Here is a 25,474-nt window from a genome sequence, read left to right on the forward strand (position 1 = left end):
ATAGCCCTAAAATGTCGCACATTTTTGGCTCACAAAGGTATAAGTTAAGCTAATACCTGCAAACATGTAGGTGTCTCTTTTTCGTAAATCTCCCCGTTGCGTTCCGGGCACACCTATTTTATTGACTGATGGATCGGACAGAAACTGCCTTTGAGCGGTAAATGCAGCATCATTTGGAACATTTAGCTGCTGAGGAGTTGGGTAATAACCACTCACGTCATCCAGAAAATCAGTTCCTGTAGTTCGGTATCCAAGCTCACCAATAAGACTCCAGTTTCCTGAAAAGTTATATTTAACACCGGCTCCGTAAGGAATTGAATAGGTGTATTGGCGATAAGTATTATTTAGATCCTGTCCTTCTGTTCCATAGTCATGCAGCATATATTTAATTCCGTTGTACTCAGCCCGAGGGTCGAATAACACACCTCCAAATCCCACAAAAAGGAATGGACTGAAACGCTTGGAGTTAAATTCAGTTGTCATGTAGTTGAAAAAGTTAAATTCCACCTGCAAACTTCCTTCCGTTACTGGTGAATAAAAATTGAGGTTCCTGTTCCTCTCCTGCTCATTGTCAGATTTCGCATCTTCGCCGCGTATTTCGCCATGATAAATATTCAGCTTCAGCGACCAGTAGCCATCAAAATTGCGTTTTACCAGGCCGCCGTAGCCGAGATCTGTAAATTTAAAAAGCTTCAACTGGTTTAAATCTCCAATATATCCTGATGAGCCAGCAAAAGCACCTAGTTCCCAGGTCTGTGCCCTGGAAAATTGTATGGTGGTGATTAATAAAAACAAGCACAGGATTTTCCGCATGAAGCTAATAGTTACGGGTATCAATGCCCCAAAGCAACTTGTTCCTTAACGTCGATAAGTAGCTTTCATTATTGAGCCTCACCAGGTTAATCTTAAATTCGGCACGGTTAACGCTTAACTTAACAGCATTACTTATAATTTCGGTGCGCGAATCACAGGAAACCAGGTACTTCGAAGATCGTCCTTCAATTTCAAATGACAGCACATTTGTATCCGAAAGAATAACCGGCCTAACGTTTAGATTATGCGGAGATATTGGCGTTACAATAAAATTGCCGGATTGCGGAAAAACGATCGGTCCGCCGCAGCTAAGTGAGTAAGCTGTTGATCCGGTAGGCGTTGCTATGATTAAGCCATCGGCCCAATAAGAATTTAAAAATTCGCCGTTCAGGTAGGCATGGATAATCATCATCGCCGAATTATCCCGCCTGTGAATGGTTATATCATTCAGAGCGAAGTTATCGTCGCCAAACATATTGTTCTCGGAGGAAAGTTTTAACAAAACGCGGCTATCGAGGGAGAACTCCTTGTTTACAAGTTTAATGAGCGCACTTTTAATATCTTCCTTTTTAACACTGGCAAGAAAACCCAGTCGCCCGAGATTGATTCCCATCACCGGAATCTGGGTATCACGTATTAAGGTAACAGTGTCAAGCATCGTTCCATCGCCTCCGAGGCTCAATAGAACATCTGCATCTTTCAAATCTTCACAGGATGAAAACTCTGCAAACTTCCTGTTGCACTTTATTTTTTTATCGCAAAACTTGGCAAAGTGGCTGTAAACTATAAGATCTGTATCCAGCTCATTAAGAATGTCAAAAACATGCTGTACATACACAAGCGCGCCTTCGCTGATTTCGCGTCCATAGATTGCAATCCTCATGTAATTTTGCTTTTAGATAGAACCAAGTCGATATGTGGTAGAATCATCCGATTTATTTAGGAGCTGATCAATCACATGTTAAGATAATTCATTAGCTGGTCATAACGATCCGTCGAGTCGTTGCTATCATTGTGATTATTATAGGTGTGAACAACCACATAGTCATATCGCAACAAAGAAGCGACAATTGTTGAGATATCCGAACGGTTTATTTTTAACGTTAATTCCAGGCGAGTCGAATCTGGGAACGATTGAATATAAGAACTTAAAATTTGAGCGTTATCCGACTCGATAATTTGCGAGACATGAGCCAGCGAATTATTACGATTATTAATTTCGAGTACAATAATTCCACCCGGATCTTTAACGGAAGCAATTGTCGCAAAATACTCGTTCATCGTGTTCAACGAAATCAAACCCAGGTAGTTGTTAGTGGCATCGAGCACCGGCACTACGCTGATTTTCAATTCATAAAACAAATTAACAACATCATAAATATGCTGGTTATCCCGTACAAAAGGATTATGAAGTGAAAGACTCAAACTGCCAATGGCGGCTTGATAATCACTTACTTCAATCAGGTCATCATCCGCCAATAAGCCCAGAAACTGATTGTCATTTACAACGGGAAGGTGGTTAACGCGGAATTCTCCCATTCGGTCAAAAGCCTTCTGAACGCTGTCAGAAGTTTTTAACGGGGGAATTACATCTGCTATTAACTCACGTGCTTCCATTTATTTCAGTAATACTCTGTTTAAAAATTTCTCCAGGTATTCGTTGAACTCGGCAGGATGTTCCATCATTGGCGCATGCCCGCATTGGTCAATCCAGTTAAGTTCTGAATTCGGAAGAAGCTGATGAAACTCAACGGCTACCTCCGGTGGTGTAATTTTATCATTTTTACCCCAAATCAGGCAAACGGGAACCGTTATTTTATAAAGGTCTTTTGACATGTTATGACGTATGGCCGATTTGGCCATTGCCAATATCCGGATAACCCGGTTACGATCGTTAACAGTCTGGAAAACCTCGTCAACTAATTCCTTTGTTGCAATTTCGGGGCTATAAAACGTAAATTCAACTTTTTCTTTAATAAAATCATAGCTCTCACGACGCGGGAAAGATCCTCCGAAAGAATTTTCATACAAACCTGAGCTTCCCGCTAAAACCATCGCCTTAATATCTTCAGGATGAGAAGTAGCAAGTACTAAAGCTACGTGCCCGCCCAGGGAGTTACCCAGTACCGTTACCTGCTCCAGCTTTTTGTACTTGATGAATTTATGTACAAACTTCGCCAGGCTTTTTATACCGGTCGTAAGCAACGGAAGCTCATAAATAGGTAGCATTGGGATAATTACCCTGTAATTTGTTCTGAATTTTATGATGACATCTTCCCAATTGCTTAACGCGCCCATCAATCCATGTAATAGCAATAACACCTGTCCTTCACCTTCATCAATATATCTGAAACCATCTTCTTCTTTAACGGAAAACTCCATACGTTCTTAACTCTTAAAAATTAGTTGCGGCAAGTGTAAAAAAAATTCTATAAACGACTATAAAAATAGGTTTTTATATCGAACCAACTGCAAATACCCGAATAAAATATCAGGATAAAAGCTCTTTTACAATTTCTGAAATTGTCTTACCGTCCGCTTTGCCTGCCAGTTTTTTATTCGCCAGCCCGATCACTTTTCCCATGTCCTTTAATCCAGCGGCGCCAGTTTCGCTGATAATCAGCTGTACTTCTCCACTAACTTCATCACGGCTCAATTGTTTCGGCAAGTATCCTTCGATCACATTCATTTCCTCTACCTCAATTTTATACAGGTCTTCGCGATTTTGTGTTTGGTATATTTCTGCCGACTCTTTGCGCTGCTTTACCAATTTTTGCAAAACCTTTATCTCAGCGTCTTCGGATAACGTATCTGAAGCTCCTTTTTCCGTCTTGGCCACAAGGAGTGCCGCCTTAATCGCCCGTAATCCGCGCAATGACGCATCGTCTTTAGCAAGCATTGCAGCTTTAATATCCTGATCTATTTGTTGTTGAAGTGCCATATGTTCTGTTTTTACTTTTGGTAAATTTATAAATCCTTAGGTAGTTTATAAAATAACGGATAAACCAGCAAACTGAAGTAGTTATTATAAAAATATCCCCAATATAAGGATGAGTCAAAAAAGCTATCTTAGTATACCAATTATAGCTTCATGAAAATTTATATCGTCAGAATCTGCGGCTTACTCTTGCTTATTTGCTTGTCATTAAGCCCTGTATATGCTCAAACCCAATCGTTAGGGATCTTCAATGGCCATTCCGACATCGGAAACGTGAAACATGCCGGAAGCGCCAGCTACAATTCCGAAGCGCAATCTTATACAATTTCCGGTTCGGGAACCAATATCTGGTTCGATCATGATGAATTTCATTTCGTATGGAAGAAAATGAAAGGCGATTTTATTCTTCGGACAAACGCAGCCTTTATTGGAAAAGGGACCGAACTGCATCGCAAATGGGGCTGGATGATCCGCAGTTCGCTTGATACAAACTCAAGACATGTAAACGCGGTTGTACATGGCGACGGCTTAACTTCATTGCAGTTTAGGCGCAAAGATGGCGCAACAACGGAAGAGATTAAATCGACCATTAAAGCTGCTGACGTAGTACAGCTTGAACGCAAGGGAAATGTCTATACCATGTCAGTCGCGCTGAAAGGAGAAACATTTACCAGTGAAAAGTTAGAAGGTGTTGATCTCGGCGATGATGTGTATGTTGGATTATTTGTTTGTTCACATAATCCGAATATAATAGAAAAGGCAGTGTTTAATAATGTTCGTATAGTAGTTCCCGCTCCAGTGGAACTTGTCGCTTATAAACAATACATCGGAAGCAATCTCGAAATTCTGGATATTGCAACGCAAAACAGCAAGGTCATCTATCAAACGCCAGGCTCGATTCAGGCGCCCAATTGGAACAAAGACGGGAAATCACTTATTTATAATGCGGATGGATTACTTTACCAGTTTGATTTAAAAACCAGTAAGCCCAATATTATTAATACCGGAGCAGCCAAGCATAATAACAACGACCATGTTTTGTCCTTTGACGGGAAGATGCTGGCAATAAGCAGCGGCGATGGAGAGAATGGCACATCAATTGGTTACGTTGTACCCCGGACAGGCGGCGAACCAAAGCGCATTACAGAAACGGGACCATCATACATGCATGGCTGGTCGCCGGATGGCAAAACCCTGGTATTTACCGGGCAACGCAATAAAGAATTTGACGTTTACAGCATTCCTTCAACAGGCGGACCTGAAAAACGGCTTACTACTGCGCCAGGACTGGATGACGGACCCGAGTATAGCCCTGACGGGCGATACATTTATTTTAACTCGGTTCGAAGCGGGCTGATGCAGATCTGGCGTATGAAACGAGATGGCAGTGACCAGACGCAGATAACTGACGATGGATTTAACAACTGGTTCCCTCACATTTCACCCGATGGTAAATCGATCGTTTTCATTTCCTTTTTAAAGGAAGAAGTTGATCCGGGCGATCATCCTTTTTATAAACATGTCTATATCAGGGTAATGCCAACGGCTGGCGGTAAACCAAAAGTGATCGCCTATTTATATGGAGGTCAGGGAACGATCAACACACCGTCGTGGTCGCCGGACAGTAAAGCTATAGCGTTGGTGAGCAATACAAATTTGTTGTTTCCTGTGTATCCGGTTGGAAAATAATACGCTTAGATGTTTCAGTTCGATTTAGCCTGATATTCCTTAATCTTTTCGGCGACTTCTACCATCGGAGCTATCCAGATATCTTTTTCGTTAGCTTTCAGATAATGAAGCAATTTGCTGTGAGCACTCAGATCTTCGTTGATTGCGTGCCCGCCTCCCACGCCATGAAACAGGAATACCAGTAAGGTGTGTGTTTGCTGAGCTTTCTTTACTAAGTCTATCATATATCCAGCAGGCTGATCGGCAATATAATAAGAATCGATGTTGTCTAATTTCGTTTCTGCAGGGGTCAACAAACTTGCGTTCACTCCTCTTGCTCCTACAAAATCGTTCTTTAACTGGTTATAAAAGAACTCACCGCCCACTTTCAAATCACCGCAAGGGTAAGCAAATGTCCGCTTGTCTTTACCATCGATCGCTTTAAGAAGCGTATTGTTCATCCTGATTTCAGCCACGGCTCTCGACACGGTATATTTACTTAAATCAAAATCGGGCTGCACCCAGCCTCTGCCCGGTAATGAAGCGTCGCAAGGGTGAAACAGCGCGTGATTACCTAGTTCATGGCCTTTTTTTGCCGCTTGCCGCCACTCATTTAAACGTTTATCGACAACAGGAGACGAGCCGATGATATAAAAAGTACCACGCAATTTAAGCGAATCGAGTGCCGGAATAACGTTGTCCAGATCAATATCGATCGCGTCATCGTAGGTAAGTACCACCGCGCATTGTTTATTGTTCCAGACGCTGGATTTTTGAGCTAAGACAGTTCCTGAAAAAACAAGACTTAAAACGGCGAAAACTATTTTTTTCATAACTCAAATTAAGGTTTTAATCAGCTTTGAAACAATACAGCCGGTTCCGGATATTTAATCTTTATTTTGTTCTGCCGGAATGTGAACTGTGAAGGTTGAGCCTAAACCCCGACCATTACTGCCTGCAGTTATAGTTCCCGAATGTGATTGAACAATCTTTCTGGAAAAATAAAGTCCGATACCAATCGAGCCCTCGCCTAAAGTTCCTTTAGCTGATTTTCTGGAAAAAGGTTCGAATAAAGCCTCTGCGTCTTTCGGATCAAAGCCTGAGCCTTCATCAACAACCTCAATGTCGAGAACATCGTCGTTTTTGCCCGCCTTAATTGTGATTAACCCGTCCGGCTTGCTGAACTTAACAGCGTTACTTAGTAAATTATATATGAGAAGTTCAATTGAATACGGGTTCAGTGTGGCCTCAAGGTCAGCAGGCACGTCAATTTCTAACCGGATATTTTTCAGGCTTAATGAAGTTTTAAACTGGCTGATAACCTTCTCAATAAGCAACCTGATATTGACGCCTTCAACAAACTCATTCTGCTGCAGTTCCGCACGCATAAGCTGCAGGATCGTTCCCACAATGCCAAGTTGCGTTTGTACGGAAAGATCGATCATTTTCAAATACTCCCCCATTTCCTTTTTTTGCTTGTCATCCCTGATAAGCTCCGTAAGCATTAATATATTGCTCATCGGCGCGCGAAGATCATGTGACAGCATATTTACCAAATCCTTCTTCTCGTCGATATGTGCATCCAATGTGTATATCGCTTCATTAAGATCGCGCATTAACACTCCAACTTCGTCTTCAAAATGAACGGGCAATCGGGGAAGCTCTTTTTTATTCAGATAATCATCCAAAGCCTTACTCGATGCGATAACCGGAATAATCAGCGAATGCTGTACCCATAGTGTTAGAATTGTTGAACCTAAAGTCAATCCAAGTGTCCAGAATAAAACTTCGCCGGGATTTAATTCCCTGAAGCTGGAAAACGAAATGAAGAGTATCAGCCCGATAAGCGGCACGTGGATGCCTAAAAAACTGATGAACAAGAATTTTGTGGAATACTTTTGTTTTAAAAATCCAATCCTGGATAATCTGCTGTAAAGTTTCATGTTTTTCAAAGTAGGTCCGGTGAAGTGCGATGCATAAATAACGATTTATTTTAGTCGAGCATTATATAGGGTTAAACAAATCGGTTTTGTAGCATTTTAAATACAATATTGATGCCTAATTTAATCAGGCTGCGCTTCATCCTTGTGCGTGGTAAAATCTTTTAAAAGCATTATAAATCAGTCGAAAAGGTTGCAACGGCCTTCGTAATAACGGTTTTGGCTTAGCTATTGCAAATTTGCTATCAATTAAAATTTGAACTATGAAAAGATTATTTATACTGGCGGCTGCCGCAATTATCAGCGGAACTGCATTTTCACAAACTACTTCGACGACAATGACAGGATCGCAAGCACGTATAGGAGTTAAAGCCGGCGTGAACCTTGCTACTTATTCTGGCAAAAATAATTATGATGTAGACTGGAAAAATAATACCGGCTTCAATCTGACCGTTTTTGGCGATTTCGGTGTAGGCAACAACTTCTTTATACAGCCTGGAATCTCACTGCAAAATAAAGGTGGAAAGCTTGAAGGCGGAGGCGCCGAATTCAAACAAACTGCGATGGCTATTGGCGTACCGTTGAACGCTGTACTTCGGATACCAACAGGCGAAGCCGGTGCATTTCAAATTAACGCCGGTCCTTACATCGACTTTAATATCGCCGGAAAAAACAAAGGAACTTATACCGGCGGCGGGATTACATCTGATGGTGAAAGTGACCTTAATTTTGGAAGCAACATCGATGACGATCTTAAAACAATTGATTTTGGTGTAAACGCTGGCTTAGCGTACCGATTTAGCAATGGCTTTCTCATCGGCGGCCAGTATGGTTGGGGTTTAACCAATTTAGTTCCTGATGATAAACGAGTTGGTGACGACAAGCTTGAAAACAGAGTTATATCGTTATCAGTAGGGTATTCATTTTAACAGCGTAATTTAAATTAAAAAGCCGGCTCAAACTTTTGAGCCGGCTTTTTCGTATTATCGTATTAAAAAATTAACCTAACACCATCAATCGAAATGAAAAAGTTGCTTAAATTAACAATTGCAACATCCCTGATTATTGTAAGTAACAGTGCAATTTCGCAAACTAAGACAACGGGCGAATCCACAGCAAGATTTGGAGTTAAAGCAGGAGTAAATCTGTCAAAATATTCCGGAAAAAATAGCTACGATTATAGCCCTTCAGCTGACTATGCTAACAACATTGGTTTCAATTTTACCGCGTACGGCGATTTTGGAATCAGTAAAAATTTCTTTATCGAGCCTGGGATATCTCTTCAGAATAAAGGATCGAAACTAAAAGCCAATGAGGATTTATTTTACGGCTTTGAATCGTTTAAATTTAAACAAACTGTTTTTACTATTGAAATACCGGTTAACGCCGTTTGGCGGATACCAACGGGCAGTGCAGGAGATTTCCAGCTAAGTGCAGGTCCATATATAGGATTTAACATAGCCGGAAGAAATAAATTGGAAGGTAATTTTGTGGCGGGTCCTACTGTAGATTACCCCGCATTAAAATTCGTAACAAATACAAAAGATATAGATTTCGGTGATTCAAACGATGATGATTTAAAAACTATTGACTTTGGTATTAACGCCGGTCTTACTTACAGACTTAATAACGGTTTCTTACTCAGCGGAAATTACGGCTGGGGCCTGACCAATCTTGTTCCTGACAATAAAAGAGACGGCGACGACAAACTTGAAAACAGAGTACTGTCGTTTTCAGTAGGATATTCATTCTAACAACGATTGGAAAATTTAAACCGGCTCAAACCTTTGGGCCGGTTTTTTTATTCTCATAAATCTGTTTAATTTGGGAGTGCTATTTTTTTTCTATGAAATACATTTTAAGTGCCTTCTTTTGTTTGCTTCTTTCAAACTGCTTCGCCCAGAGCGTATTCATAAACAATTTTATAGTTAAGGAGAACTTGCTAAAAAACAGCAAGCTAGCTATTATCGCAGCCGACGAGGAAGATAAACCAATTGAGTCTGTCAATGGCACATTTATATTTTCAGTCAATGGGTTCGAGCAGGAACTGAAGTTTCATGACGGCGTCGCTGTAGCTCCTCAACAAGTTACTAAGTCAACATTTGTATACGTAAAGCATGTTAATGACAACGGAACGCATGCGAAACTGTATTATGTCATAAAAAAAGAGGGCGATCTTAATCCGATTAAAATCAGCTGGTTTATCCTGATAGCAATTCCGGTTATCCTCATACTTATCGGGTTTATGTTCAGGCGGTTTATTACCATCGCAATAGTTCTCATTGTGGTTTTGGTAATATTTAACCAGAGTAAAGGCCTGCATTTTTCCACATTCCTTGAAACGGTTTATGACGGACTTAAATCTATTTTTAATTAAAAAGGCATTCCGATACCAAAATTGTACTGAACAAAATTATAGCGGTCAGGATCATTGTTTGTCTTATATCGTTCTTTAAAATCTTTCTGATCGAAGATTTTTTTGACAACCCATGGACTTTCGCCATAAACAGGGTCAATAAACTGGGGATCGTGAATTTTCAAGCCAGCGTCAAATCTAAACACGAAATACTGCAGATCGAAGCGTATACCGGCGCCAGCCCCAAGTGCCATTTGTTTTAAAAAAGAGTTGAACTGGAAATTATACTCCGTATCAAGTCCATTGTCCCGCACGGTCCAGATATTTCCATAATCACTAAATAAAGCTCCTTTTAGCTTGGCTCCAAAAAGATTATTCATCAACTTAAACCGATACTCAATATTCCCTTCAATTTTGACCTGCCCAGACTGGTCAAGTCCTTGCAGCGACTGCCGGAAAAGTGAACTTTCCAACGAGGCTCTGTTATAGTTCCCCGGTCCCAGGGTTCTTGCCTGCCAGGCTCTCACACCGGTTTGGCCGCCTGCATAAAAGTTCTTTTCGAAAGGAAGATCAGAATTATGAGAATACGGATAAATGACAGCAGGATTTAGTCTTAAAACTAACTGGCGCTCGCCTCCCAAGTGTTTATAATATCGTAAGTCAACATCAGCCTTAGCATATTGTAGATATTCAACTCCAAAAATTGACCTGTTACCATCAGCGTCTTTTTGATGAGTAAGTGTATTAATCAAAGCTGGTACTAAGCCGCTTAGTTCTCCATATCCTTTAAAATAAAAGAAGTTGTCATACGTTGTAAGCCTGGCGGTATTATATGTGAAGGTATATTGAGAGTTCGTGTTAAAATACTTGGCATTGTTAGTTACAACAAAAGCAGACAAACCATTTCTTACCAGGGAATCCGCTAATGTTGAATCGACCACGCCATTCCGATATTCTACGGCGAGAGGTGTAAGGCTATGCAGCCGGTTTTTGGATTCCGACCAATCGTAAGCTATGGCTGCTATATAAATGCGGTTTCTAAATGCCGCCTTCTGATCAAATATTTGCGTGCTGGCTGATACTGTTGTATGAGGAATGGCACTTTTATTATCCTCAGTATTCTTTCTGAAGGGAACAAGAAGGCGCGGAAATATAAGATTTGCACCCAATTCGATGTCTCTGTTGTAAATGCTGCCAAAAATCCCCGACGAATTATGATCGAATAACACGCCGTATTTTAACTTAATTTCGAGCAGTTCCCCACCCCGGAAAATATTTCGGTTAGTATAATTATCTCCGATGTTAAAGCCGCTTCTGCCGGAGTTAAAAGTAAACTCGGCTGTTATGCTATTGCCCATTCTTTTTAAAGGCAAAGCGGAAATAGCCGGAGTCAGCTCCGACTTTATGGTATCCTTTTTATAGCTAACCTTTATATTCTTAAACAGATTAAGATCGTATAGCCGGTCGTATGTTCGGTTTTCAGTGCTTTGTTTAAAAATCTCTTTTCTATCGAACTGAATGTAAGGAAACAGCAATTTAGAGCTGAAACGATGCGAGTGATCCGTAAAGTGATATTGTGAATCAGCCAGCGTCACATCGGGGCTCTTGGCGGTTGTTCCGTCAGAGTTAAGAATGCTCATATAGGTATCACCGATAGTGTAAACCTGGTGATGATCTTTATCTAAAGGATTATCCAGGAACATTTTCAAGTCTGCCTGGCTGGAATTTAAATTACTGTCGACTGCGAAGCGTACATATTGCCTGAGATAATCGAAATAGCCGTTTTCTTTCAATAATGAATAAATGCGTTCACGGTCGGCGGCTAACGAATCGGCATCATAACGTTTGCCTTTTTTAATGTAGGTAAATTCTGAATGATGATTTTCGTAAAGCTTTTTTACTGCCGAGTCTGGGATCTCATATTCAAAATTGCGGAGTCTGAAGATCGGGCCGCGTTCTGCCGTAAAGGTCAGGTAGGCCTTCTTGTTTTTCGTAGCAATACTGTCGCGTACTTTAGCTTTGAAAAAACCTTTTGTTTGCAGGTATTTTTCAATTTGAGTACGAGATATTTCGACAAGGGAGCTGTCAAGAATATGTGGCGCTTCGCCAATCTTGCGGATCTTATCGGTACGGTACTTGCCGTTTTTTGTATTCATCAGGTTATACAACCATAAAGAAAACCAGGAATTTGGCGTAATATCTTTTTGGACATAACCATAAACCGTTTCCTGATACTGCTTGTCAATACCAACCAGGTCCACTTTTTTAACAAGATATTGATCTTTTTCCAGGTACCTGGTCGTCGAACATCCGGAAAGTATCACAAGTAAAAACAGTATACTTGCAGCGGCAGAATGTTTTTGTATTAAATATGCTTTCAAAGTCCCGGATAAGTTTTATTAAATCATTACATCAAAAAAAATTCAGAAATGAACATGGCCTCTTTATTGTTGAAGGCATCAAATCCGTAACGGAATTTATCCGGTCTGATTATGAGGTTCAGTTTATATTTCATACTCCGCATACATCGCCAAATTTGCTTAATTTATCACGAAATATAAAGGCTGAGGAAGTAAGTTTATCCGAGCTCGAGAAAATAAGCACCTTAACGTCTCCGAAGGATGCGCTGGCACTGGTTAAAATCCCCGATGATGGTGAAAGGCAATTGTCGGAGCAAGATTCTGTTAGCCTGATACTCGACGGCATTCAGGATCCGGGAAATATGGGCACAATTATCCGAACCGCCGAATGGTTTGGCTTTAAACAACTGATCTGTTCTCTTGATACCGTCGAAGTATATAATCCCAAAGTTGTACAGGCGACTATGGGCTCATTATCAAGGATCAAAATTTTATATACAGACCTGGAGTCGTTTCTCTCAAAAAACCAGGCGCCTGTTTATGGAACTTTATTGAATGGAAGATCGATTTACAAAACAGATTTCCTGGCTAAAGGATTGCTTATTTTAGGAAATGAAGGCAACGGCATACGGCCTGAAATCCAAAAATATATCACTCATCCGGTAACGATTCCCCGCTTTGGCGAGGCGGAATCATTGAACGTTGCCATTGCCGCTGCCATTTGCTGTTCTGAAATACGGCGCAGAGAATAACGCTCATTCATTTTCTAAAAAATATTGACCAGCAAATAATATTTACTATTTTTGCAGTCCTTAAATAAAAAGGGTCGAGTGGCCGAGTGGCTAGGCAGAGGTCTGCAAAACCTTCTACAGCGGTTCGAATCCGCTCTCGACCTCAGAGTTTTAACTATTAAAAAGAAAAAAATGGGAGTTACACGTTTAAAAAGAAAAGATAGGAGAAACAAAACGGTTTCCCGTCTTGAAGTTCAGTTTTTAAAACTGGGCCGCAACCTTGAAACAGGAAGCCGCTCAGCAGAATCAGAAAAAAGCCAAATTGCTAAAAATAATGCAGTTTTAGCTCAAATATCTGGCAAATAACAAGAAGTAAAAAACTTTTCGATATAAAGATCCCGGTCAACATTTGGCTGGGATTTTTTCATTTTAACGCAGGCAGCGTTTTGAGAGCTGTCTGCGTTACCCTGCAGCGAGTATCGCCTGATTAATACGTTTGACCAGGCCCGGACCTTCGTATATGAATCCAGTATAGATCTGAACCAATGAGGCCCCGGCTTCCAGCTTTTCAATTGCATCTTCCGGCGAATGAATGCCCCCTACACCAATTATCGGAAAAGCCTTATTTGATCTTTCCGAAAGATACCTGATCATTTCAGTCGAGCGTTTTGTTAATGGTTTGCCACTCAGTCCGCCGGTTTCCTTTTTCAAGTATTCAGGTGATGCCAGGTTCTCCCGGCTGATTGTGGTATTTGTCGCGATGACACCGGCAATTTTGGTTTCCTGAACAATTTCAACAATATCGTCAAGTTGTGCGTCCGTTAGATCGGGTGCAATTTTCAGCAAAATTGGCTTACTGGCAGTTCTTTCTTCATTTCGTTCCTGTAATGTTTTCAACAGGTTTTTAAGCGGCTCCTTCTCCTGCAGTTCTCTTAAACCCGGCGTATTCGGGGAACTAACGTTAACCACAAAATAATCGACCACATCAAACAAAGCGTCGAAACATTTAATGTAATCGCTTGTCGCATTTTCATTAGGAGTAAGTTTATTCTTACCAATATTTCCGCCAATGATCAATCCATCACGTTTTAGTAGCTTTAAACGCAGCGCTGCTACCTCAACACCCTGATTATTGAAACCCATGCGATTTATCAGTGCGGAATCGTCAGGTAATCGAAACATTCTCGGCTTTTCATTTCCCGGTTGCGGCAGCGGCGTAACCGTTCCGATCTCGATAAAGCCGAAGCCGAAATTCGACAGCTCCCTGATCCACTCGCCGTTTTTATCGAAGCCGGCGGCAAGCCCAACGGGATTTTTAAACTTTAAGCCAAAAACCGTTCTTTCCAGGCGTGTATCATTTACTGCAAAGTTCGTTTTCAATAATTTCGCTATTCCCGGCACAAGTTCGCCACGTTTCAAAACGGATGTAACGAAATGATGGATTTCCTCGGGAGCGAAACGAAAAAGAATGGATTTAACTAACCGGTACATGCTGCAAAGGTAGCGCAAACTCAAAACATTACAACCGGCAACCTGTTTCAAGCTTATCAAATCAAAATATGGTTGTTGAAACAAACATTAAAGCCGGTGTTATTCTATCGAAACTTTGGGGCTGGCTGCTTTTTTACCTGATCTTTTCCTTAATTGTAAGTGTCGCCTACATCGAGTTTCATGTCGAGCTGATCATCCCAAACACAGAAATAGCTATCCTTGGTACGGCACTTTCAATCCTGATGGGTTTCCGTGTAAATGCGGCGTACGACCGCTGGTGGGAAGCCCGGAAAATCTGGGGGTCGGTCGTTAATCAATCCCGGACGTTGACACGTGAAGTCATCGTATTTTTGAAACATACACCCGACGTAGAAAAATTGCGTGACGACATCGTTTATAATCAAATTGCTTTTGTATATGCGATGAATTATAAACTTCGCGACAAAAGCACGGAAACGGTTGTGAAGAAATTCTTAAAAGAACCTGATGCAACCACCGTTCTGGTTGCCAAGAACGTACCGAACGCAATTCTGCTTAACAACCTTTCAAAGATCAATGATGTGCGCCGGCAAGCTGATTTTTCCGATTACCTATTCATTAATATTGAGGAAACTTTTACGACGCTCACCAACAATCTTGGCGAGGCGGAACGTATCAAAAACACACCTTTTCCGGTTCCCTACAGTTATTTTTCATTTTTGCTGGTTCACATTTTCGGCTGCCTGATTCCTTTTGGATTGGTCGACGAGCTCGGATACATCACGATTGCAATGACCATACTGGTCGCGTTTATATTTTTAGTCATCGAACGTATTGCTTTCGAAATTCAGAATCCTTTTGAGAACGGGCATAACGACATCGCGCTTGATGCGATTTGCGTGACTATCGAAACAGACCTGAAAAATATGATCGGCGATGAGAATATTCCGGGCGCGGTTTACCCGGTTAACGGGATTTTGATGTAGGGGGGAATTGATAATGAAAGCACTTAACAAATATCAAAGCTGAAAGCCTCAGTTGTGTTTTCACAAGACGGAATGTAGGTAAAAAAATATTTAAATTGAGAAAACATACCAGTTTTTTCTTTGAAAAGCAAAGACTGTATTTCATATAAAAGTCAGTCCCGTGCTTTGCTCATACTGCACAAGGCTTTAACCACAAGGCCGGTATCCGCGACGCCCGGGTTTAAAAATGAACTGTTGTGTAATGAACTTCATTAGATTTTGCAGAAACCAACCGCAAAATAGAAGCAATGGCCTTCCCGATTTAAACCTGGCGGAAGCGGCAGCTCCCGATCCTAAATCGGGACTACAGCGGATGACAGGACTATCGTAACCAATAAAAAACAAGGCTTCGCTTTCCAAAATAATTACCATTCTGTTTGATCAGCGTAATAACTTGTCAAATCCCTGGCAATAAGTTAATACGTGCTTCAGATCAAGCCGGCAAAATCTTACCTTTGCGCCCGTGATTGCAATAAATAACTTAATATTCGAGATCGGTGCGAGAGCTTTGTATGATGAGGCGAACTGGCATATAAAACCGGGAGAGAAAATCGGCCTGATTGGCGCCAACGGAACTGGAAAAACAACGCTGCTGAAAATAATTGTAGGCGACTACAAACCGACCAGCGGTACGGTTTCCATGTCAAAAGACATTAAGATCGGTTACCTGAACCAGGATCTTCTTTCGTATCAATCCGACAAAAGCATTTTGCATGTAGCCATGGAGGCTTTTGCCCGCCAGAATCAGCTGCATACGGAGATTGAAAATATCCTAAAAAAACTGGAAACGGATTATTCAGACGACCTGATCGACAAATTGAGTGACAAACAACATGAGTTTGAAGCGCTCGACGGCTATAGCATTGAATATCGGGCACATGAAATTCTCGCTGGTCTAGGTTTTAGCGATGATGAACAAGGCCGCCAGCTTTCGACATTCTCCGGAGGCTGGAGGATGCGTGTGATGCTGGCGAAAATTCTGTTACAGGCACCCGATATTTTGTTGCTGGATGAGCCGACCAATCACCTTGACTTACCTTCGATCAAGTGGCTTGAGAATTATCTCCAGGCTTTCGAAGGCGCTATCGTTATCGTGTCTCACGACCGTTATTTCCTGGATCGTGTAGTAAATAAAATCGTTGAATCCCGTAAAGGAAAACTGATTCCGTACGCGGGAAATTATAGTTTCTATCTTGAGGAAAAAGCTTTGCGTGAAGAAATTCAAAGCGGCCAGTTTAAAAATCAGCAGGCTAAAATTCGCCAGGAAGAGCGCCTGATCGAGCGTTTCCGCGCGAAAGCCAGCAAAGCGAAAATGGCACAGTCACGTATCAAAGCGCTGGAAAAAATGGAGCGTGTGGATGATGTCGATGATGATAATCCATCGGTAAACTTCAGCTTCAAATTCAGTCGTCCAAGCGGACGCCATGTGGTTCGCATGGAAAATATCAGCAAATCATATCCAAACCTTCAGATCTTGAGTCACACGGAAGGCGTGATCGAAAAAGGTGATAAAATCGCGCTGATCGGTGCCAATGGCCGCGGTAAATCGACCTTGCTTCGAATAATTGCTGGCACAGACAAAGAATTCGAAGGTACCAGCGAAACGGGCCACAATGTAACTACTACATTTTTTGCCCAGCACCAGCTTGAGTCGCTGCACCTGGAACACGAAATTTTGCAGGAATTGCAATCTTTTGCTCCTAAACATACAGAAACTGAATTACGGTCGATTTTAGGTTGTTTCCTGTTCACCGGCGACGATGTGTTCAAAAAAATCCGCGTACTGTCCGGAGGTGAGAAATCGCGTGTGGCACTTGCCAAAGCGTTAACCGCTGATGCTAACTTCCTGATCCTGGATGAGCCGACGAATCACCTTGACATCCAGTCGGTGAATATTTTGATACAAGCGCTTCAACAGTACGAAGGAACGGTAATCGCAGTGTCCCACGACCGTTATTTCCTTGATAACATTGCCAACAAGATCTGGTATATCGAAGATCAAAAGATCAAGGAATATCCGGGTACTTACGCCGAATATGAAGAATGGCAAAGCAAACGCCCTGCAGTAAAAAATACTCCTGCACCAGCTGTTCAGGAAAAGAAAAAAGAGGAAAAGCCGAAACAGGAAACTGCCGATGAGAAAACAAAGCATCTTAAAAAGCTCAACCAGTCGTTAAAAGAACTCGAGGAAGAAATAAGCAAGCTCGAGGCATCCCTTAAAAAGGCGGAGGAAGTTTTAGCCGATGACTCGATCTACGGCAACAAGCAAAAACTGGAAGAAGCAAATCTGAATTATAATTCCATTAAATCAAACCTGAAAGAGGCCCAGTCTGAATGGGAAACTTTGGCGGAGCAGATTATGGAGATGGAGGGTTAAAAAAACCTAGTTAGGTTTCCCGAAAACGAAGCTTCGTATTGCTCAAAACGTAGCTTCGTTTTTCGACTCTTCTTTTTTTTTGCACCTGTTGTACCTTCTAATCTGATCTGTTGTCCTTATCAAATTCGACTATTCAACCGATGCTTTGCTTTCCGCTATAGCGATGTCTGTATCCGCGGTTCCGTAATACAGCAGCCAGCGGTTTTGAAAATAAACCAGTCCCTCGACAAAACAAACAGCATCCACATCGCCTGTCAACTCGTATGGCATGTCAGGTTTCATGAACCAGGTATCCATGCGATCGATAACTTTTGTGGGATCGTTAATATCGATTAAGACCTGAGAGGGCGTATATGTTCCTTCATTTAGTGTTTTGTCGCCAAAAGCAGGGTCGTTGCGACTGTTATAGATCAGCAAAATTCCATGTTTGGTGATCATTGCCGGCGGCCCCGACTCAACAAGATCGCTGTCGAACATCCCATCCCGCGGTGAGAGAACAATTTTGAGTTCGGGCATTTGAACGGCATTTCTTCGAAGGTTAACCGGTGGCATCTCTCCTTCTGCATTTAAAACCGGCTCCCAATTAATTAAATTATCAGAGGTAGCTATCCAAATCTGCGAGTCGCCAAAATACATCCAATACTTGCCGTTGATTTTTGCAGCAATGATCTTCCCGTTCTCATACCGGGAAACAATAGATCCTGACTTTGTCCACTTATCAATGTACTTTCCGCCAAATGCATTTTTGAATACGCTGCCATGCTTTTGCCAAATAACAAGATCGTCGGAGGTCGCAATAAAAAGACGTGCATTGTAACCATCGGCCGCGGTGTAAGTCATGTAATACTTTCCGTTTTCGTCTTCTACAACCCTGGGATCTTCGCAGCCGCCACCGCTCTCGTAATTATAAAATTCGTCGCTGTCGGGGTAAAGTACAGGTGCCGTATGATGCTTAAAATTGATTCCGTCAATACTTTCAGCAATGCCGATACGTGAAACAGGTATAATACTGGAAGCTTTCTGCCGCGCCCGATATAACAGGTAAACTTTATCATCTTTTACAATGGCCGCAGGATTCAGGATATCCGCATTTTCCCACCCTATCCGCTTGTTCTCAACGGGTTCGATAAAAAAATCTGCAAACGGTTTCATGATAGGATTTACCGCATCATCTTTAAAGAAAGGCAAAAGCGCCCATTCCGGGCCTTTATTCTTTTCTTCTTTCACATTTCCAATCTGATCAGGCACCTTGTCCGACATTTAGTGATAAACCGCCGTCTATAAAATATGTGGATCCATTCACATAATCTGAATCACCGGATGCCAGGAATAGAGCTACTTTCGCTACTTCTTCCGGCTGGCCCGGCCTCTTAGCCGGAATATGTGAGCTGGCTTCGTCCCGAACTTCTTTATTTTCCATTGCTTCCTTATTCATTGGTGTCAGGATCATCCCAGGCGCAATGTTGTTAACGTTAATGCCGAAAGAGGCGACTTCCAAAGCGATTGTCCTGGTGAGATTTTTAACAGCACCTTTTGAAGCGTTATAATCTGACCCGCCCGGCGCAACTATGTCTTCGTGAACCGAACTGATATTGACGATCTTTCCTTTTTTTGAATTCTTCTTTAGATAGCCAACAAATTCGCGGCAGCTGAAGAAAACGCTATATAAATTAGTTTTCAACGTTTTATCGAATAGTTCAGTCGTCATATCTTCAATCATAATATGAGAGGTATTGACCGCTGCATTATTGACAACTATATCAAGCTCACCAAACTTATCGAACACATTTTTATAAAGCTGTTTGATGTTCTGTTCATCGCCAACGTCGACCTGCTGAATCAGCGTTTTTACCCCGAGCCCTTCAATTTCTGTCGCGGCCTTTTTTGCGCCTTCTTCATCTGAATGGTAGCAAATGACAACATTGGCACCTTCAGTAGCGAACTCGACAGCAATCGCTTTACCGATCCCGGAATCAGAACCGGTGATCAACGCTATTTTCCCTTCCAGTTTTTTCATAAGTATGATACATGAGTCATTCGTAAAAGTTTGAGTAAACAACGTTGTGAAGTTCAATATCCTAGGTGAATGAATTATGAAGAAACCCAGGCAATATTTTATTAAACTTTAGTGTTAAATTCATCGCGATGAAGATGCCTGTACTATTAATCCTGTTAAGCTTGTTATTATTTCAAATCCCTGGCTATGCACAAAAGAGAAACAGGGCCGCAGATCAGCAGGCTCCCTCCCAGGTGTTGCGTTACCAGGATTACATTTACATTCCTCAAATAAAATCTGTGGAATTATATAACCGAAGCCGGGAACAGTCTTTACCAATTCTGAACCTCGGAACGTCAGATGAACTGCTATTGGCTTTCGATGATTTGCGGGGCGGAACAAAATATTACTCTTATACGATCGAGCATTGCGATGGCGACTGGAACAGCAGCCGTTTATCCCCAATGGATTACATGGAAAGCTTTACAGAGGACCGCATCTTCGACTACAAATACTCTTACAATACGCTGCAGCGATATACGCATTACGAGCTGATCTTTCCCAACCTGACCGTTAAGCCAAAAATTTCCGGCAACTACCTGCTGAAGGTTTATGAAGATGGTAACCAGTCGAAGCTCGTCATAACTCGCCGGTTTTACATAGTTACTCCCCTAACATCTGTTTTTACGGAACTTACCCGTTCAAATGATATTCCGTTGCGGAACAAAATGCAGAAATTGAACCTAACCGTAAACATGGGTAATCTAAACTTGCAAAACCCTTACCAGGATATCCGGGTGCTGGTTAGCCAAAATGGACGCCCGGATATAACGCAATGGGCGGGACGGCCAACGTATGTCAGGCAAAACCAACTGATCTATTCAGATATGCATAACCTGGATTTCCAGGGCGGGAGCGAATTCAGGGAAGTCGACCTTCGCAGCCTTCGCGTACAGTCGCAAAACATTGCAAGAATTTATAAAGATTCTGTAAATATTGTTCTCCTGGTTTCAGATGCCGACATGGGCGACGTTGCTTATACCACAAGTTTTGATGAAAACGGTAATTTCTTTATCAGGAACCTCGATCAGAACGACAACAAAACTGCGGGAGATTACTCCAAAGTAAGCTTTTCGTTAGTTGCCTCACCGCCAGATGATGGTGGCAGCGCTTACCTGGTTGGTAAGTTTAATAGTTATCAGCTGAGTGACGAAAACAAAATGACCTATGATCCAGCCCGCAAACGCTTTTATGGTTCACAAATATTGAAACAAGGACTTTATGATTATCATTACATCTGGAAGGATCAGTCAGGAAGCGTTAATAATCAAGTGTTTGACGGATCTCATTTTGAAACAGAGAACAATTACCAGGTTTTTGTTTACTATCGCCGTCCGGGTGCACGCTGGGAGGAACTGATCGGTTTTTCGCAATTTAATACGCTCGGAAAAAGATAAACCATCCCGCAAATAACTTTGCAATAGTATCTTTGCAAACTGATGGAAGAACAAAAAATCAAAACCCCTTCTGACTCTCTTGTCGTAATGAATGAGCTGGTATTACCTAACGATACCAATATGCTGCATAATTTAATGGGCGGCCGCATGCTTCACTGGATGGACATTGCCGCGGCCATCTGTGCGCAAAAGCACTGCAACAGCATTGCGGTAACCGCTTCGGTGGATAATGTTTCATTTAAACATGCAATAAAGCTGGGTGACGTAATTACTATTAATGCAAAAGTCACGAGGGCATTCAACACGTCGGTTGAAGTAAAGCTCGAAGTCTGGGCACAAAATATACCATCAGGTACCAGAGTAAAATCCAACGAGGCTTACTATACTTTTGTAGCAGTAGATAACACAGGAAAGGTAAAACCCGTACAACCCATTCAGCCTGAAACAGAAGAAGAGATTAAGCTTTATGACGGAGCCTTAAGACGCAGGCAGCTTCGCCTTATTTTAAGCGGCAAAATGTCTCCTGATGAAGCAACCGAACTTAAAGCGTTGTTTCTACCAGAAAAAGCGGATTAATTTTCGTTATAAGTATATTTATCAAGGTCGCCGTGAAGCTTTTCAAACGAATGGTTCACATCCTTATACCGTTTAACAGAACCGAATAAATTGATAAAAGCTCCCATCGCGGCTCCATAAACTATACCGCCTACGATAAATACAGGTGCTGTAACTTTATCTATCTTGTCTTTGTTAACTCCTACAGCAAATGCAGTTGCTCCGCCGGCCATGCCAACTCCGGCACCCACCAGCATTGCTGTCTGTAAGCCACCTGAATGCCTTATTCGTATAGTGGATATTGAATCTGCGTCGATATGTTTTCGCTGTTTCCTGATCAGGAGATCAATGCCATGCTCATCTGTTTTATTCAACACGCCTTTATACCGCAATCCTGCGGTAGTTTTTACAATGGCATCGTATTTTTTGGGTTTATTGCCGGCGTAACTAAAATTTGTTTGCTGCAAAAAAAAGCACGCAAGCAGCACAACTGCAGTAATTTTTTTCTTCATAGTTTGTGACAGGTTTAAGGTTTTATCCTGCGAGTTCAATGATACGATCGAACTCATTCGCTTTTAATGGCATAACAGATAATCTGCCTTGCCTTACCAGCGAAATATCTTTTAGCCGTTCATCAGCTTTAATTTCTTCAAGGGTTACCGGACGCTTCAATGATTCAACCGGCGACAGATCGACAACTACCCAATTTTTGTCATCTGTTGTAGGATCCTGGTAAGACTCTTTAACGACCTTTGCAATCCCGACAACTGCCTTACCTTCGTTACTATGATAAAATAATACGAGGTCGCCCTCTTTCATATCCCTGAGATTATTGCGAGCCTGGTAGTTTCTCACGCCATCCCAGAACGTTCTGCCTTCTTTATTAAATTTTTCCCAGCTGTATTTAAATGGTTCCGACTTAACGAGCCAATAATTCATATATGATAAGATCTATTTTCCAAAGCTAATAAAATGCAGGATATGCCAAAACTGCTAAATGAAAGTGTTTATCAGGATGCGCAGTTGATACACACCTTCAATGCAAAATTTTAAACACAAGCTCCTTTAAAATTTCGCCGTCGCTGGTATTGCCTGTAGAGTTAACACCTTTTGATCTCAGATCATACTCTCTTAATTCGCTTATTATCCCGAACGTTTTGCTGAGGTTGTAACTACGGGCGGCTAGTTCGTAATCCTTAACAAAAAATGGATTTACACCGAGCTCTTTTGCTATCGATTGTGAAGATTTATCCGGCACATAATGATACTTCAATATCTTCGTAAAATAAGTATTAAGATTGCCAAGAACCATTTGAATTGGGTTTGACTTAGGATTCGAGGAAAAATAATCCACTATCTGATTAGCCTTTAAAACGTCGCGCCGCGCCAGGGCAGTTTGCAGCTCGAAAACGTTGTATTCCTTACTTATACCGATATTATTCTGAACGTGCTCTATATTAATCTCAACAGATTTGTCAACGTTCAGCATCAGCTTTTCCAGCTCGTTGGAAATTTTAGAAAGATCGTTGCCGAGATAGTCCGCTATTAAGGCAGAGGCTTTTGCATGTATACGGTATGATTTTTCTTTTACAAATTCTTCAATCCAGCCGGCAAGTTTATTATCGTAAATAGTAGCCGACTCAAATACAAGTCCCTTTTTTTCTACTGCCTTATACGTCTTTTTCCTTTTATCGAATTTGCCATATTTATAACAAATTACCAGGATGGTCGACTGGAGCGGATTTTCGAGATATGCCAATAAAGGATCAGTCGATTTTTTATCATCGCTTTCTTTTCCCCATTTCATTTCCTGAGCCTCTTTCACCATTACTACCTGGTAGTCGCTCATCATGGGATAACGTTTTGCCGCGTTTAAAACAGCGAAAACATCGATTTCCTTTCCGTATAGCACCGTTTGATTAAAACCTTTTTCTGCGTCGCTCAAGGCATGCTGCTCGATGTAATTTGCTATTAAATCAATGTAATACGGCTCTTCGCCATGCAGCAGGTAAACAGGTTTGAATTTGCGGCTTTTTAGATCGGAAATGATTTGCTGATAACTCATGAAATACAAAGTTAAAGCAATTTTATACATTATATTCGAACCTTTAAAATAGCAGTCCGTTAATCGTAATCCGAATTATCAATATACTGATGTTCCAGCCAATTCCACTCAATTTACCAGAATACCCTTTCAGAATAAGACACGATAGTGATGTGACTTATATATTCGATGAGGTACGAAAAAAATATCTGGTGCTGACTCCCGAGGAATGGGTTAGACAGCATTTCGTTAAGTTTCTTATTAACGAGCGCAATTATCCGAGAACACTGATAAAACTGGAAGGCGGACTAACCCTCAATACGTTAAAGAAAAGAAGTGATATAACCGTTTTTAACACACTCGGTAAAATCATTTTGCTTATCGAATGTAAAGCGCCTTCCGTTAAAATAAGTCAGAAAACACTGGACCAGGTTGCCCGATACAACATGATTCATCAAACCGAAACGGTTGGCGTAACAAATGGTCTAACGCATTGTTTTTTTAAAATAAATTTTTTTAATAAAAGTTATGAAGTTATAAATCAATTACCGTATTTTAGTTAGGTACAATTAGTTATGTACAATAAACCTTATCAATTTAGTTTTTATGGACAAAAACCTTTATGTTAAAAATCTAAATTTATCTACCACCAAGCCAACCGAAATCCTTATCCCTTCACTTCTGTTATCCGCGATGGTCGCCGGAACAATCACAGTTGCGATTAATGCCATTCCCAATTACTTCATTTATGTAAACCTCGGTTTGGGTTTGCTGGCTATTGCGATGCTTAAGGGATCAAAAAAGATCGTTATGGGCAAAAAAATCGCTTTCCTGGTTATTAACAATGACAGCATTCAGTATTATTGTGAGGAAAGCGGCGAAAATGTGGTGATCGAAGCAGAAGACATCATTGGCATTTCGACAAGATTTTGCGCGTTAAATATCCATACACGCGACAATCAGGTTCATTGCATCAAAATGGATTCTGTAACCAGTGAAAAAGAAAGATGGGAAATTAAAGAACTAACACGTCAGCTGGCACGTAACAAGCGCCTGCAAATTGCCGGTTAGTTTACAGATTTTCCTACAGAAATTTCCGTTAGCGTAATATCCATGCGGTCCATCAATCTATGAGCCGTTGAAATTGTTTTCTCCTTATTAAAAGCTGCCAATTCTTTAACATCGATATTTCTTTTTGCGGTTAGATCGATAACGCCGCCGATACAGTTGTCAGATTGTTCTATACTCCCGTGATTGAAACTCGTGATTTCGCCCGGGTTATTTTCATCATTGAAATTTTTAAATGTAACCGACAGATCGCCGTTGGCTTTTTGCATGTCGTCTCTGTTTGCCCCCAACCGTAGCCCGGTCCTGGTTTGATAGGATGAAAAATCGCTGTTAATTTTAAGATAGCTGATATTTTTGAATGGCTCTTGCTTCTCCTTCCATACAATCGTCATCTCAGTCGCCTGCCCTTCCCAAATAACTGAATAATTGCCCGAAACATTGTTTTCATGTACAGTCAGAGCATTCGCCCCATAACGATTTACAAGGTCCTGGTAAGTATCATATAGTTTGACCTCGCCTATGCCATCACATGAGATCAGGTATTTTGAATTTACTCTTACAGATTGTTGATTTTGAGTGCTGTCACCAGAAACTGGCGGCGTTTTGAAAGAAATACGTATGCAGGAAGAAAAAGCGATTGCCATAAAAGCAATCGCTAAGGCTTTATAATTCATTG

General features: G+C 41.4%; 27 protein-coding genes and 1 tRNA gene. 13 read left to right on the forward strand and 15 right to left on the reverse strand.

Annotation, left to right across the window (positions count from 1 at the left end):
- Window positions 1–6 precede the first annotated feature (6 nt).
- From porG to GS399_RS10600, 5 genes are all read right to left on the reverse strand, one after another.
- Window positions 7–813 (reverse strand): type IX secretion system protein PorG, encoded by an 807-nt coding sequence (gene porG, locus GS399_RS10580; protein ID WP_160844587.1) that lies wholly within the window; start codon window positions 811–813, stop codon window positions 7–9.
- 4 nt (window positions 814–817) lie between these two features.
- Window positions 818–1,696, reverse strand: coding sequence for an NAD kinase (locus GS399_RS10585; protein ID WP_160844588.1), 879 nt, complete (start codon window positions 1,694–1,696; stop codon window positions 818–820).
- A 71-nt stretch (window positions 1,697–1,767) separates the two neighbouring features.
- Window positions 1,768–2,430: a CBS domain-containing protein gene (locus GS399_RS10590; RefSeq protein ID WP_160844589.1), complete on the reverse strand. Its 663-nt coding sequence runs from the start codon at window positions 2,428–2,430 to the stop codon at window positions 1,768–1,770.
- Window positions 2,431–3,195: an alpha/beta fold hydrolase gene (locus GS399_RS10595; protein ID WP_160844590.1), complete on the reverse strand. Its 765-nt coding sequence runs from the start codon at window positions 3,193–3,195 to the stop codon at window positions 2,431–2,433.
- 109 nt (window positions 3,196–3,304) lie between these two features.
- A complete protein-coding gene (locus GS399_RS10600; protein WP_160844591.1) occupies window positions 3,305–3,754 on the reverse strand; it encodes a GatB/YqeY domain-containing protein in 450 nt (149 codons plus the stop codon).
- Window positions 3,755–3,904: 150 nt separating this feature from the next.
- On the opposite strand from GS399_RS10600, the gene GS399_RS10605 reads away from it, so the two are divergent.
- On the forward strand, window positions 3,905–5,440 hold the full coding sequence (locus tag GS399_RS10605) for a TolB family protein (protein WP_160844592.1): 1,536 nt from the start codon (window positions 3,905–3,907) through the stop codon (window positions 5,438–5,440).
- A gap of 14 nt (window positions 5,441–5,454) precedes the next feature.
- Here GS399_RS10605 and GS399_RS10610 read toward each other — a convergent pair whose 3' ends face one another.
- Window positions 5,455–6,252: a polysaccharide deacetylase family protein gene (locus GS399_RS10610; RefSeq protein ID WP_160844593.1), complete on the reverse strand. Its 798-nt coding sequence runs from the start codon at window positions 6,250–6,252 to the stop codon at window positions 5,455–5,457.
- Window positions 6,253–6,306: 54 nt separating this feature from the next.
- The gene (locus GS399_RS10615; RefSeq protein ID WP_160844594.1) at window positions 6,307–7,362 is read right to left on the reverse strand and encodes a sensor histidine kinase; all 1,056 of its coding nucleotides are present in this window, start codon (window positions 7,360–7,362) and stop codon (window positions 6,307–6,309) included.
- 260 nt (window positions 7,363–7,622) lie between these two features.
- Between GS399_RS10615 and GS399_RS10620 the strand changes: the two genes are divergently transcribed.
- The 3 genes from GS399_RS10620 to GS399_RS10630 all read left to right on the forward strand — a co-directional run bounded on the left by GS399_RS10620 (window position 7,623) and on the right by GS399_RS10630 (window position 9,736).
- Window positions 7,623–8,288 carry a porin family protein gene (locus GS399_RS10620; protein WP_160844595.1) on the forward strand — a complete coding sequence of 222 codons (666 nt, stop codon included), beginning with the start codon at window positions 7,623–7,625 and terminating at the stop codon, window positions 8,286–8,288.
- Window positions 8,289–8,381: 93 nt separating this feature from the next.
- Window positions 8,382–9,113, forward strand: a complete 732-nt coding sequence (locus tag GS399_RS10625) for a porin family protein (RefSeq protein ID WP_160844596.1) — start codon at window positions 8,382–8,384, stop codon at window positions 9,111–9,113.
- Between the two features lie 92 nt (window positions 9,114–9,205).
- Window positions 9,206–9,736 (forward strand): hypothetical protein, encoded by a 531-nt coding sequence (locus GS399_RS10630; RefSeq protein WP_160844597.1) that lies wholly within the window; start codon window positions 9,206–9,208, stop codon window positions 9,734–9,736.
- Here GS399_RS10630 and tamL read toward each other — a convergent pair.
- Window positions 9,733–12,096, reverse strand: coding sequence for a translocation and assembly module lipoprotein TamL (gene tamL, locus GS399_RS10635; RefSeq protein WP_237487926.1), 2,364 nt, complete (start codon window positions 12,094–12,096; stop codon window positions 9,733–9,735). The two genes, GS399_RS10630 and tamL, sit on opposite strands and share 4 nt — an antisense overlap.
- Here tamL and GS399_RS10640 point away from each other — a divergent pair.
- From GS399_RS10640 to GS399_RS20820, 3 genes are all read left to right on the forward strand, one after another.
- Window positions 12,087–12,827: a TrmH family RNA methyltransferase gene (locus GS399_RS10640; protein WP_160844598.1), complete on the forward strand. Its 741-nt coding sequence runs from the start codon at window positions 12,087–12,089 to the stop codon at window positions 12,825–12,827. The two genes, tamL and GS399_RS10640, sit on opposite strands and share 10 nt — an antisense overlap.
- A 72-nt stretch (window positions 12,828–12,899) precedes the next feature.
- Window positions 12,900–12,970: transfer RNA gene (locus tag GS399_RS10645), tRNA-Cys, on the forward strand.
- 28 nt (window positions 12,971–12,998) lie between these two features.
- On the forward strand, window positions 12,999–13,172 hold the full coding sequence (locus tag GS399_RS20820; protein WP_160844599.1) for a spore protein: 174 nt from the start codon (window positions 12,999–13,001) through the stop codon (window positions 13,170–13,172).
- A gap of 96 nt (window positions 13,173–13,268) precedes the next feature.
- Here GS399_RS20820 and GS399_RS10655 read toward each other — a convergent pair whose 3' ends face one another.
- On the reverse strand, window positions 13,269–14,297 hold the full coding sequence (locus GS399_RS10655) for a quinone-dependent dihydroorotate dehydrogenase (protein ID WP_160844600.1): 1,029 nt from the start codon (window positions 14,295–14,297) through the stop codon (window positions 13,269–13,271).
- Between the two features lie 68 nt (window positions 14,298–14,365).
- On the opposite strand from GS399_RS10655, the gene GS399_RS10660 reads away from it, so the two are divergent.
- Both GS399_RS10660 and GS399_RS10665 read left to right on the forward strand, forming a co-directional pair.
- The gene (locus GS399_RS10660) at window positions 14,366–15,262 is read left to right on the forward strand and encodes a bestrophin family protein (RefSeq protein ID WP_160844601.1); all 897 of its coding nucleotides are present in this window, start codon (window positions 14,366–14,368) and stop codon (window positions 15,260–15,262) included.
- Window positions 15,263–15,764: 502 nt separating this feature from the next.
- The gene (locus GS399_RS10665) at window positions 15,765–17,678 is read left to right on the forward strand and encodes an ABC-F family ATP-binding cassette domain-containing protein (RefSeq protein ID WP_160844602.1); all 1,914 of its coding nucleotides are present in this window, start codon (window positions 15,765–15,767) and stop codon (window positions 17,676–17,678) included.
- 129 nt (window positions 17,679–17,807) lie between these two features.
- Here GS399_RS10665 and GS399_RS10670 read toward each other — a convergent pair whose 3' ends face one another.
- Window positions 17,808–18,938 (reverse strand): glycoside hydrolase family 130 protein, encoded by a 1,131-nt coding sequence (locus GS399_RS10670; RefSeq protein ID WP_160844603.1) that lies wholly within the window; start codon window positions 18,936–18,938, stop codon window positions 17,808–17,810.
- A complete protein-coding gene (locus GS399_RS10675) occupies window positions 18,919–19,695 on the reverse strand; it encodes an SDR family NAD(P)-dependent oxidoreductase (RefSeq protein ID WP_160844604.1) in 777 nt (258 codons plus the stop codon). The genes GS399_RS10670 and GS399_RS10675 overlap by 20 nt, the downstream gene beginning before the upstream one ends.
- A gap of 134 nt (window positions 19,696–19,829) precedes the next feature.
- On the opposite strand from GS399_RS10675, the gene GS399_RS10680 reads away from it, so the two are divergent.
- Together GS399_RS10680 and GS399_RS10685 are read left to right on the forward strand one after the other, a co-directional pair.
- Window positions 19,830–21,131 (forward strand): type IX secretion system plug protein, encoded by a 1,302-nt coding sequence (locus GS399_RS10680; protein WP_160844605.1) that lies wholly within the window; start codon window positions 19,830–19,832, stop codon window positions 21,129–21,131.
- A gap of 42 nt (window positions 21,132–21,173) precedes the next feature.
- Window positions 21,174–21,707 carry an acyl-CoA thioesterase gene (locus GS399_RS10685; protein ID WP_160844606.1) on the forward strand — a complete coding sequence of 178 codons (534 nt, stop codon included), beginning with the start codon at window positions 21,174–21,176 and terminating at the stop codon, window positions 21,705–21,707.
- On the opposite strand, the gene GS399_RS10690 is transcribed toward GS399_RS10685, so the two are convergent.
- From GS399_RS10690 to holA, 3 genes are all read right to left on the reverse strand, one after another.
- The gene (locus tag GS399_RS10690) at window positions 21,704–22,198 is read right to left on the reverse strand and encodes a hypothetical protein (protein ID WP_160844607.1); all 495 of its coding nucleotides are present in this window, start codon (window positions 22,196–22,198) and stop codon (window positions 21,704–21,706) included. The two genes, GS399_RS10685 and GS399_RS10690, sit on opposite strands and share 4 nt — an antisense overlap.
- A 22-nt stretch (window positions 22,199–22,220) precedes the next feature.
- A complete protein-coding gene (locus GS399_RS10695) occupies window positions 22,221–22,625 on the reverse strand; it encodes an EVE domain-containing protein (RefSeq protein ID WP_160844608.1) in 405 nt (134 codons plus the stop codon).
- 97 nt (window positions 22,626–22,722) lie between these two features.
- Entirely contained in the window at window positions 22,723–23,751 is a 1,029-nt protein-coding gene (gene holA, locus GS399_RS10700; RefSeq protein WP_160844609.1) for a DNA polymerase III subunit delta, read from the reverse strand.
- Window positions 23,752–23,840: 89 nt separating this feature from the next.
- Between holA and GS399_RS10705 the strand changes: the two genes are divergently transcribed.
- On the forward strand, window positions 23,841–24,293 hold the full coding sequence (locus tag GS399_RS10705; RefSeq protein ID WP_160844610.1) for a type I restriction enzyme HsdR N-terminal domain-containing protein: 453 nt from the start codon (window positions 23,841–23,843) through the stop codon (window positions 24,291–24,293).
- Between the two features lie 43 nt (window positions 24,294–24,336).
- Window positions 24,337–24,801 carry a hypothetical protein gene (locus tag GS399_RS10710; RefSeq protein ID WP_160844611.1) on the forward strand — a complete coding sequence of 155 codons (465 nt, stop codon included), beginning with the start codon at window positions 24,337–24,339 and terminating at the stop codon, window positions 24,799–24,801.
- Here GS399_RS10710 and GS399_RS10715 read toward each other — a convergent pair.
- Entirely contained in the window at window positions 24,798–25,472 is a 675-nt protein-coding gene (locus GS399_RS10715) for a hypothetical protein (protein WP_160844612.1), read from the reverse strand. The genes GS399_RS10710 and GS399_RS10715 overlap by 4 nt on opposite strands.
- Window positions 25,473–25,474 lie beyond the last annotated feature (2 nt).

The sequence above is a fragment of the Hufsiella arboris genome (assembly GCF_009834875.1).
GTDB lineage: Bacteria > Bacteroidota > Bacteroidia > Sphingobacteriales > Sphingobacteriaceae > Hufsiella_A > Hufsiella_A arboris.

Coding starts and splice junctions, on each gene's coding strand:
- GS399_RS10640 (WP_160844598.1), top strand. CDS start 12,087: ATGCTTTCAAAGTCCCGGATAAGTTTTATTAAATCATTACATCAAAAA.
- GS399_RS10630 (WP_160844597.1), top strand. CDS start 9,206: ATGAAATACATTTTAAGTGCCTTCTTTTGTTTGCTTCTTTCAAACTGC.
- GS399_RS10715 (WP_160844612.1), bottom strand. CDS start 25,472: ATGAATTATAAAGCCTTAGCGATTGCTTTTATGGCAATCGCTTTTTCT.
- GS399_RS10600 (WP_160844591.1), bottom strand. CDS start 3,754: ATGGCACTTCAACAACAAATAGATCAGGATATTAAAGCTGCAATGCTT.
- GS399_RS10695 (WP_160844608.1), bottom strand. CDS start 22,625: ATGAATTATTGGCTCGTTAAGTCGGAACCATTTAAATACAGCTGGGAA.
- GS399_RS10710 (WP_160844611.1), top strand. CDS start 24,337: ATGGACAAAAACCTTTATGTTAAAAATCTAAATTTATCTACCACCAAG.
- GS399_RS20820 (WP_160844599.1), top strand. CDS start 12,999: ATGGGAGTTACACGTTTAAAAAGAAAAGATAGGAGAAACAAAACGGTT.
- GS399_RS10685 (WP_160844606.1), top strand. CDS start 21,174: ATGGAAGAACAAAAAATCAAAACCCCTTCTGACTCTCTTGTCGTAATG.
- GS399_RS10655 (WP_160844600.1), bottom strand. CDS start 14,297: ATGTACCGGTTAGTTAAATCCATTCTTTTTCGTTTCGCTCCCGAGGAA.
- GS399_RS10610 (WP_160844593.1), bottom strand. CDS start 6,252: ATGAAAAAAATAGTTTTCGCCGTTTTAAGTCTTGTTTTTTCAGGAACT.
- GS399_RS10675 (WP_160844604.1), bottom strand. CDS start 19,695: ATGAAAAAACTGGAAGGGAAAATAGCGTTGATCACCGGTTCTGATTCC.
- GS399_RS10705 (WP_160844610.1), top strand. CDS start 23,841: ATGTTCCAGCCAATTCCACTCAATTTACCAGAATACCCTTTCAGAATA.
- GS399_RS10595 (WP_160844590.1), bottom strand. CDS start 3,195: ATGGAGTTTTCCGTTAAAGAAGAAGATGGTTTCAGATATATTGATGAA.
- GS399_RS10670 (WP_160844603.1), bottom strand. CDS start 18,938: ATGTCGGACAAGGTGCCTGATCAGATTGGAAATGTGAAAGAAGAAAAG.
- GS399_RS10605 (WP_160844592.1), top strand. CDS start 3,905: ATGAAAATTTATATCGTCAGAATCTGCGGCTTACTCTTGCTTATTTGC.
- GS399_RS10625 (WP_160844596.1), top strand. CDS start 8,382: ATGAAAAAGTTGCTTAAATTAACAATTGCAACATCCCTGATTATTGTA.
- porG (WP_160844587.1), bottom strand. CDS start 813: ATGCGGAAAATCCTGTGCTTGTTTTTATTAATCACCACCATACAATTT.
- GS399_RS10660 (WP_160844601.1), top strand. CDS start 14,366: ATGGTTGTTGAAACAAACATTAAAGCCGGTGTTATTCTATCGAAACTT.
- GS399_RS10690 (WP_160844607.1), bottom strand. CDS start 22,198: ATGAAGAAAAAAATTACTGCAGTTGTGCTGCTTGCGTGCTTTTTTTTG.
- GS399_RS10620 (WP_160844595.1), top strand. CDS start 7,623: ATGAAAAGATTATTTATACTGGCGGCTGCCGCAATTATCAGCGGAACT.
- holA (WP_160844609.1), bottom strand. CDS start 23,751: ATGAGTTATCAGCAAATCATTTCCGATCTAAAAAGCCGCAAATTCAAA.
- GS399_RS10615 (WP_160844594.1), bottom strand. CDS start 7,362: ATGAAACTTTACAGCAGATTATCCAGGATTGGATTTTTAAAACAAAAG.
- GS399_RS10680 (WP_160844605.1), top strand. CDS start 19,830: ATGCCTGTACTATTAATCCTGTTAAGCTTGTTATTATTTCAAATCCCT.
- GS399_RS10590 (WP_160844589.1), bottom strand. CDS start 2,430: ATGGAAGCACGTGAGTTAATAGCAGATGTAATTCCCCCGTTAAAAACT.
- GS399_RS10585 (WP_160844588.1), bottom strand. CDS start 1,696: ATGAGGATTGCAATCTATGGACGCGAAATCAGCGAAGGCGCGCTTGTG.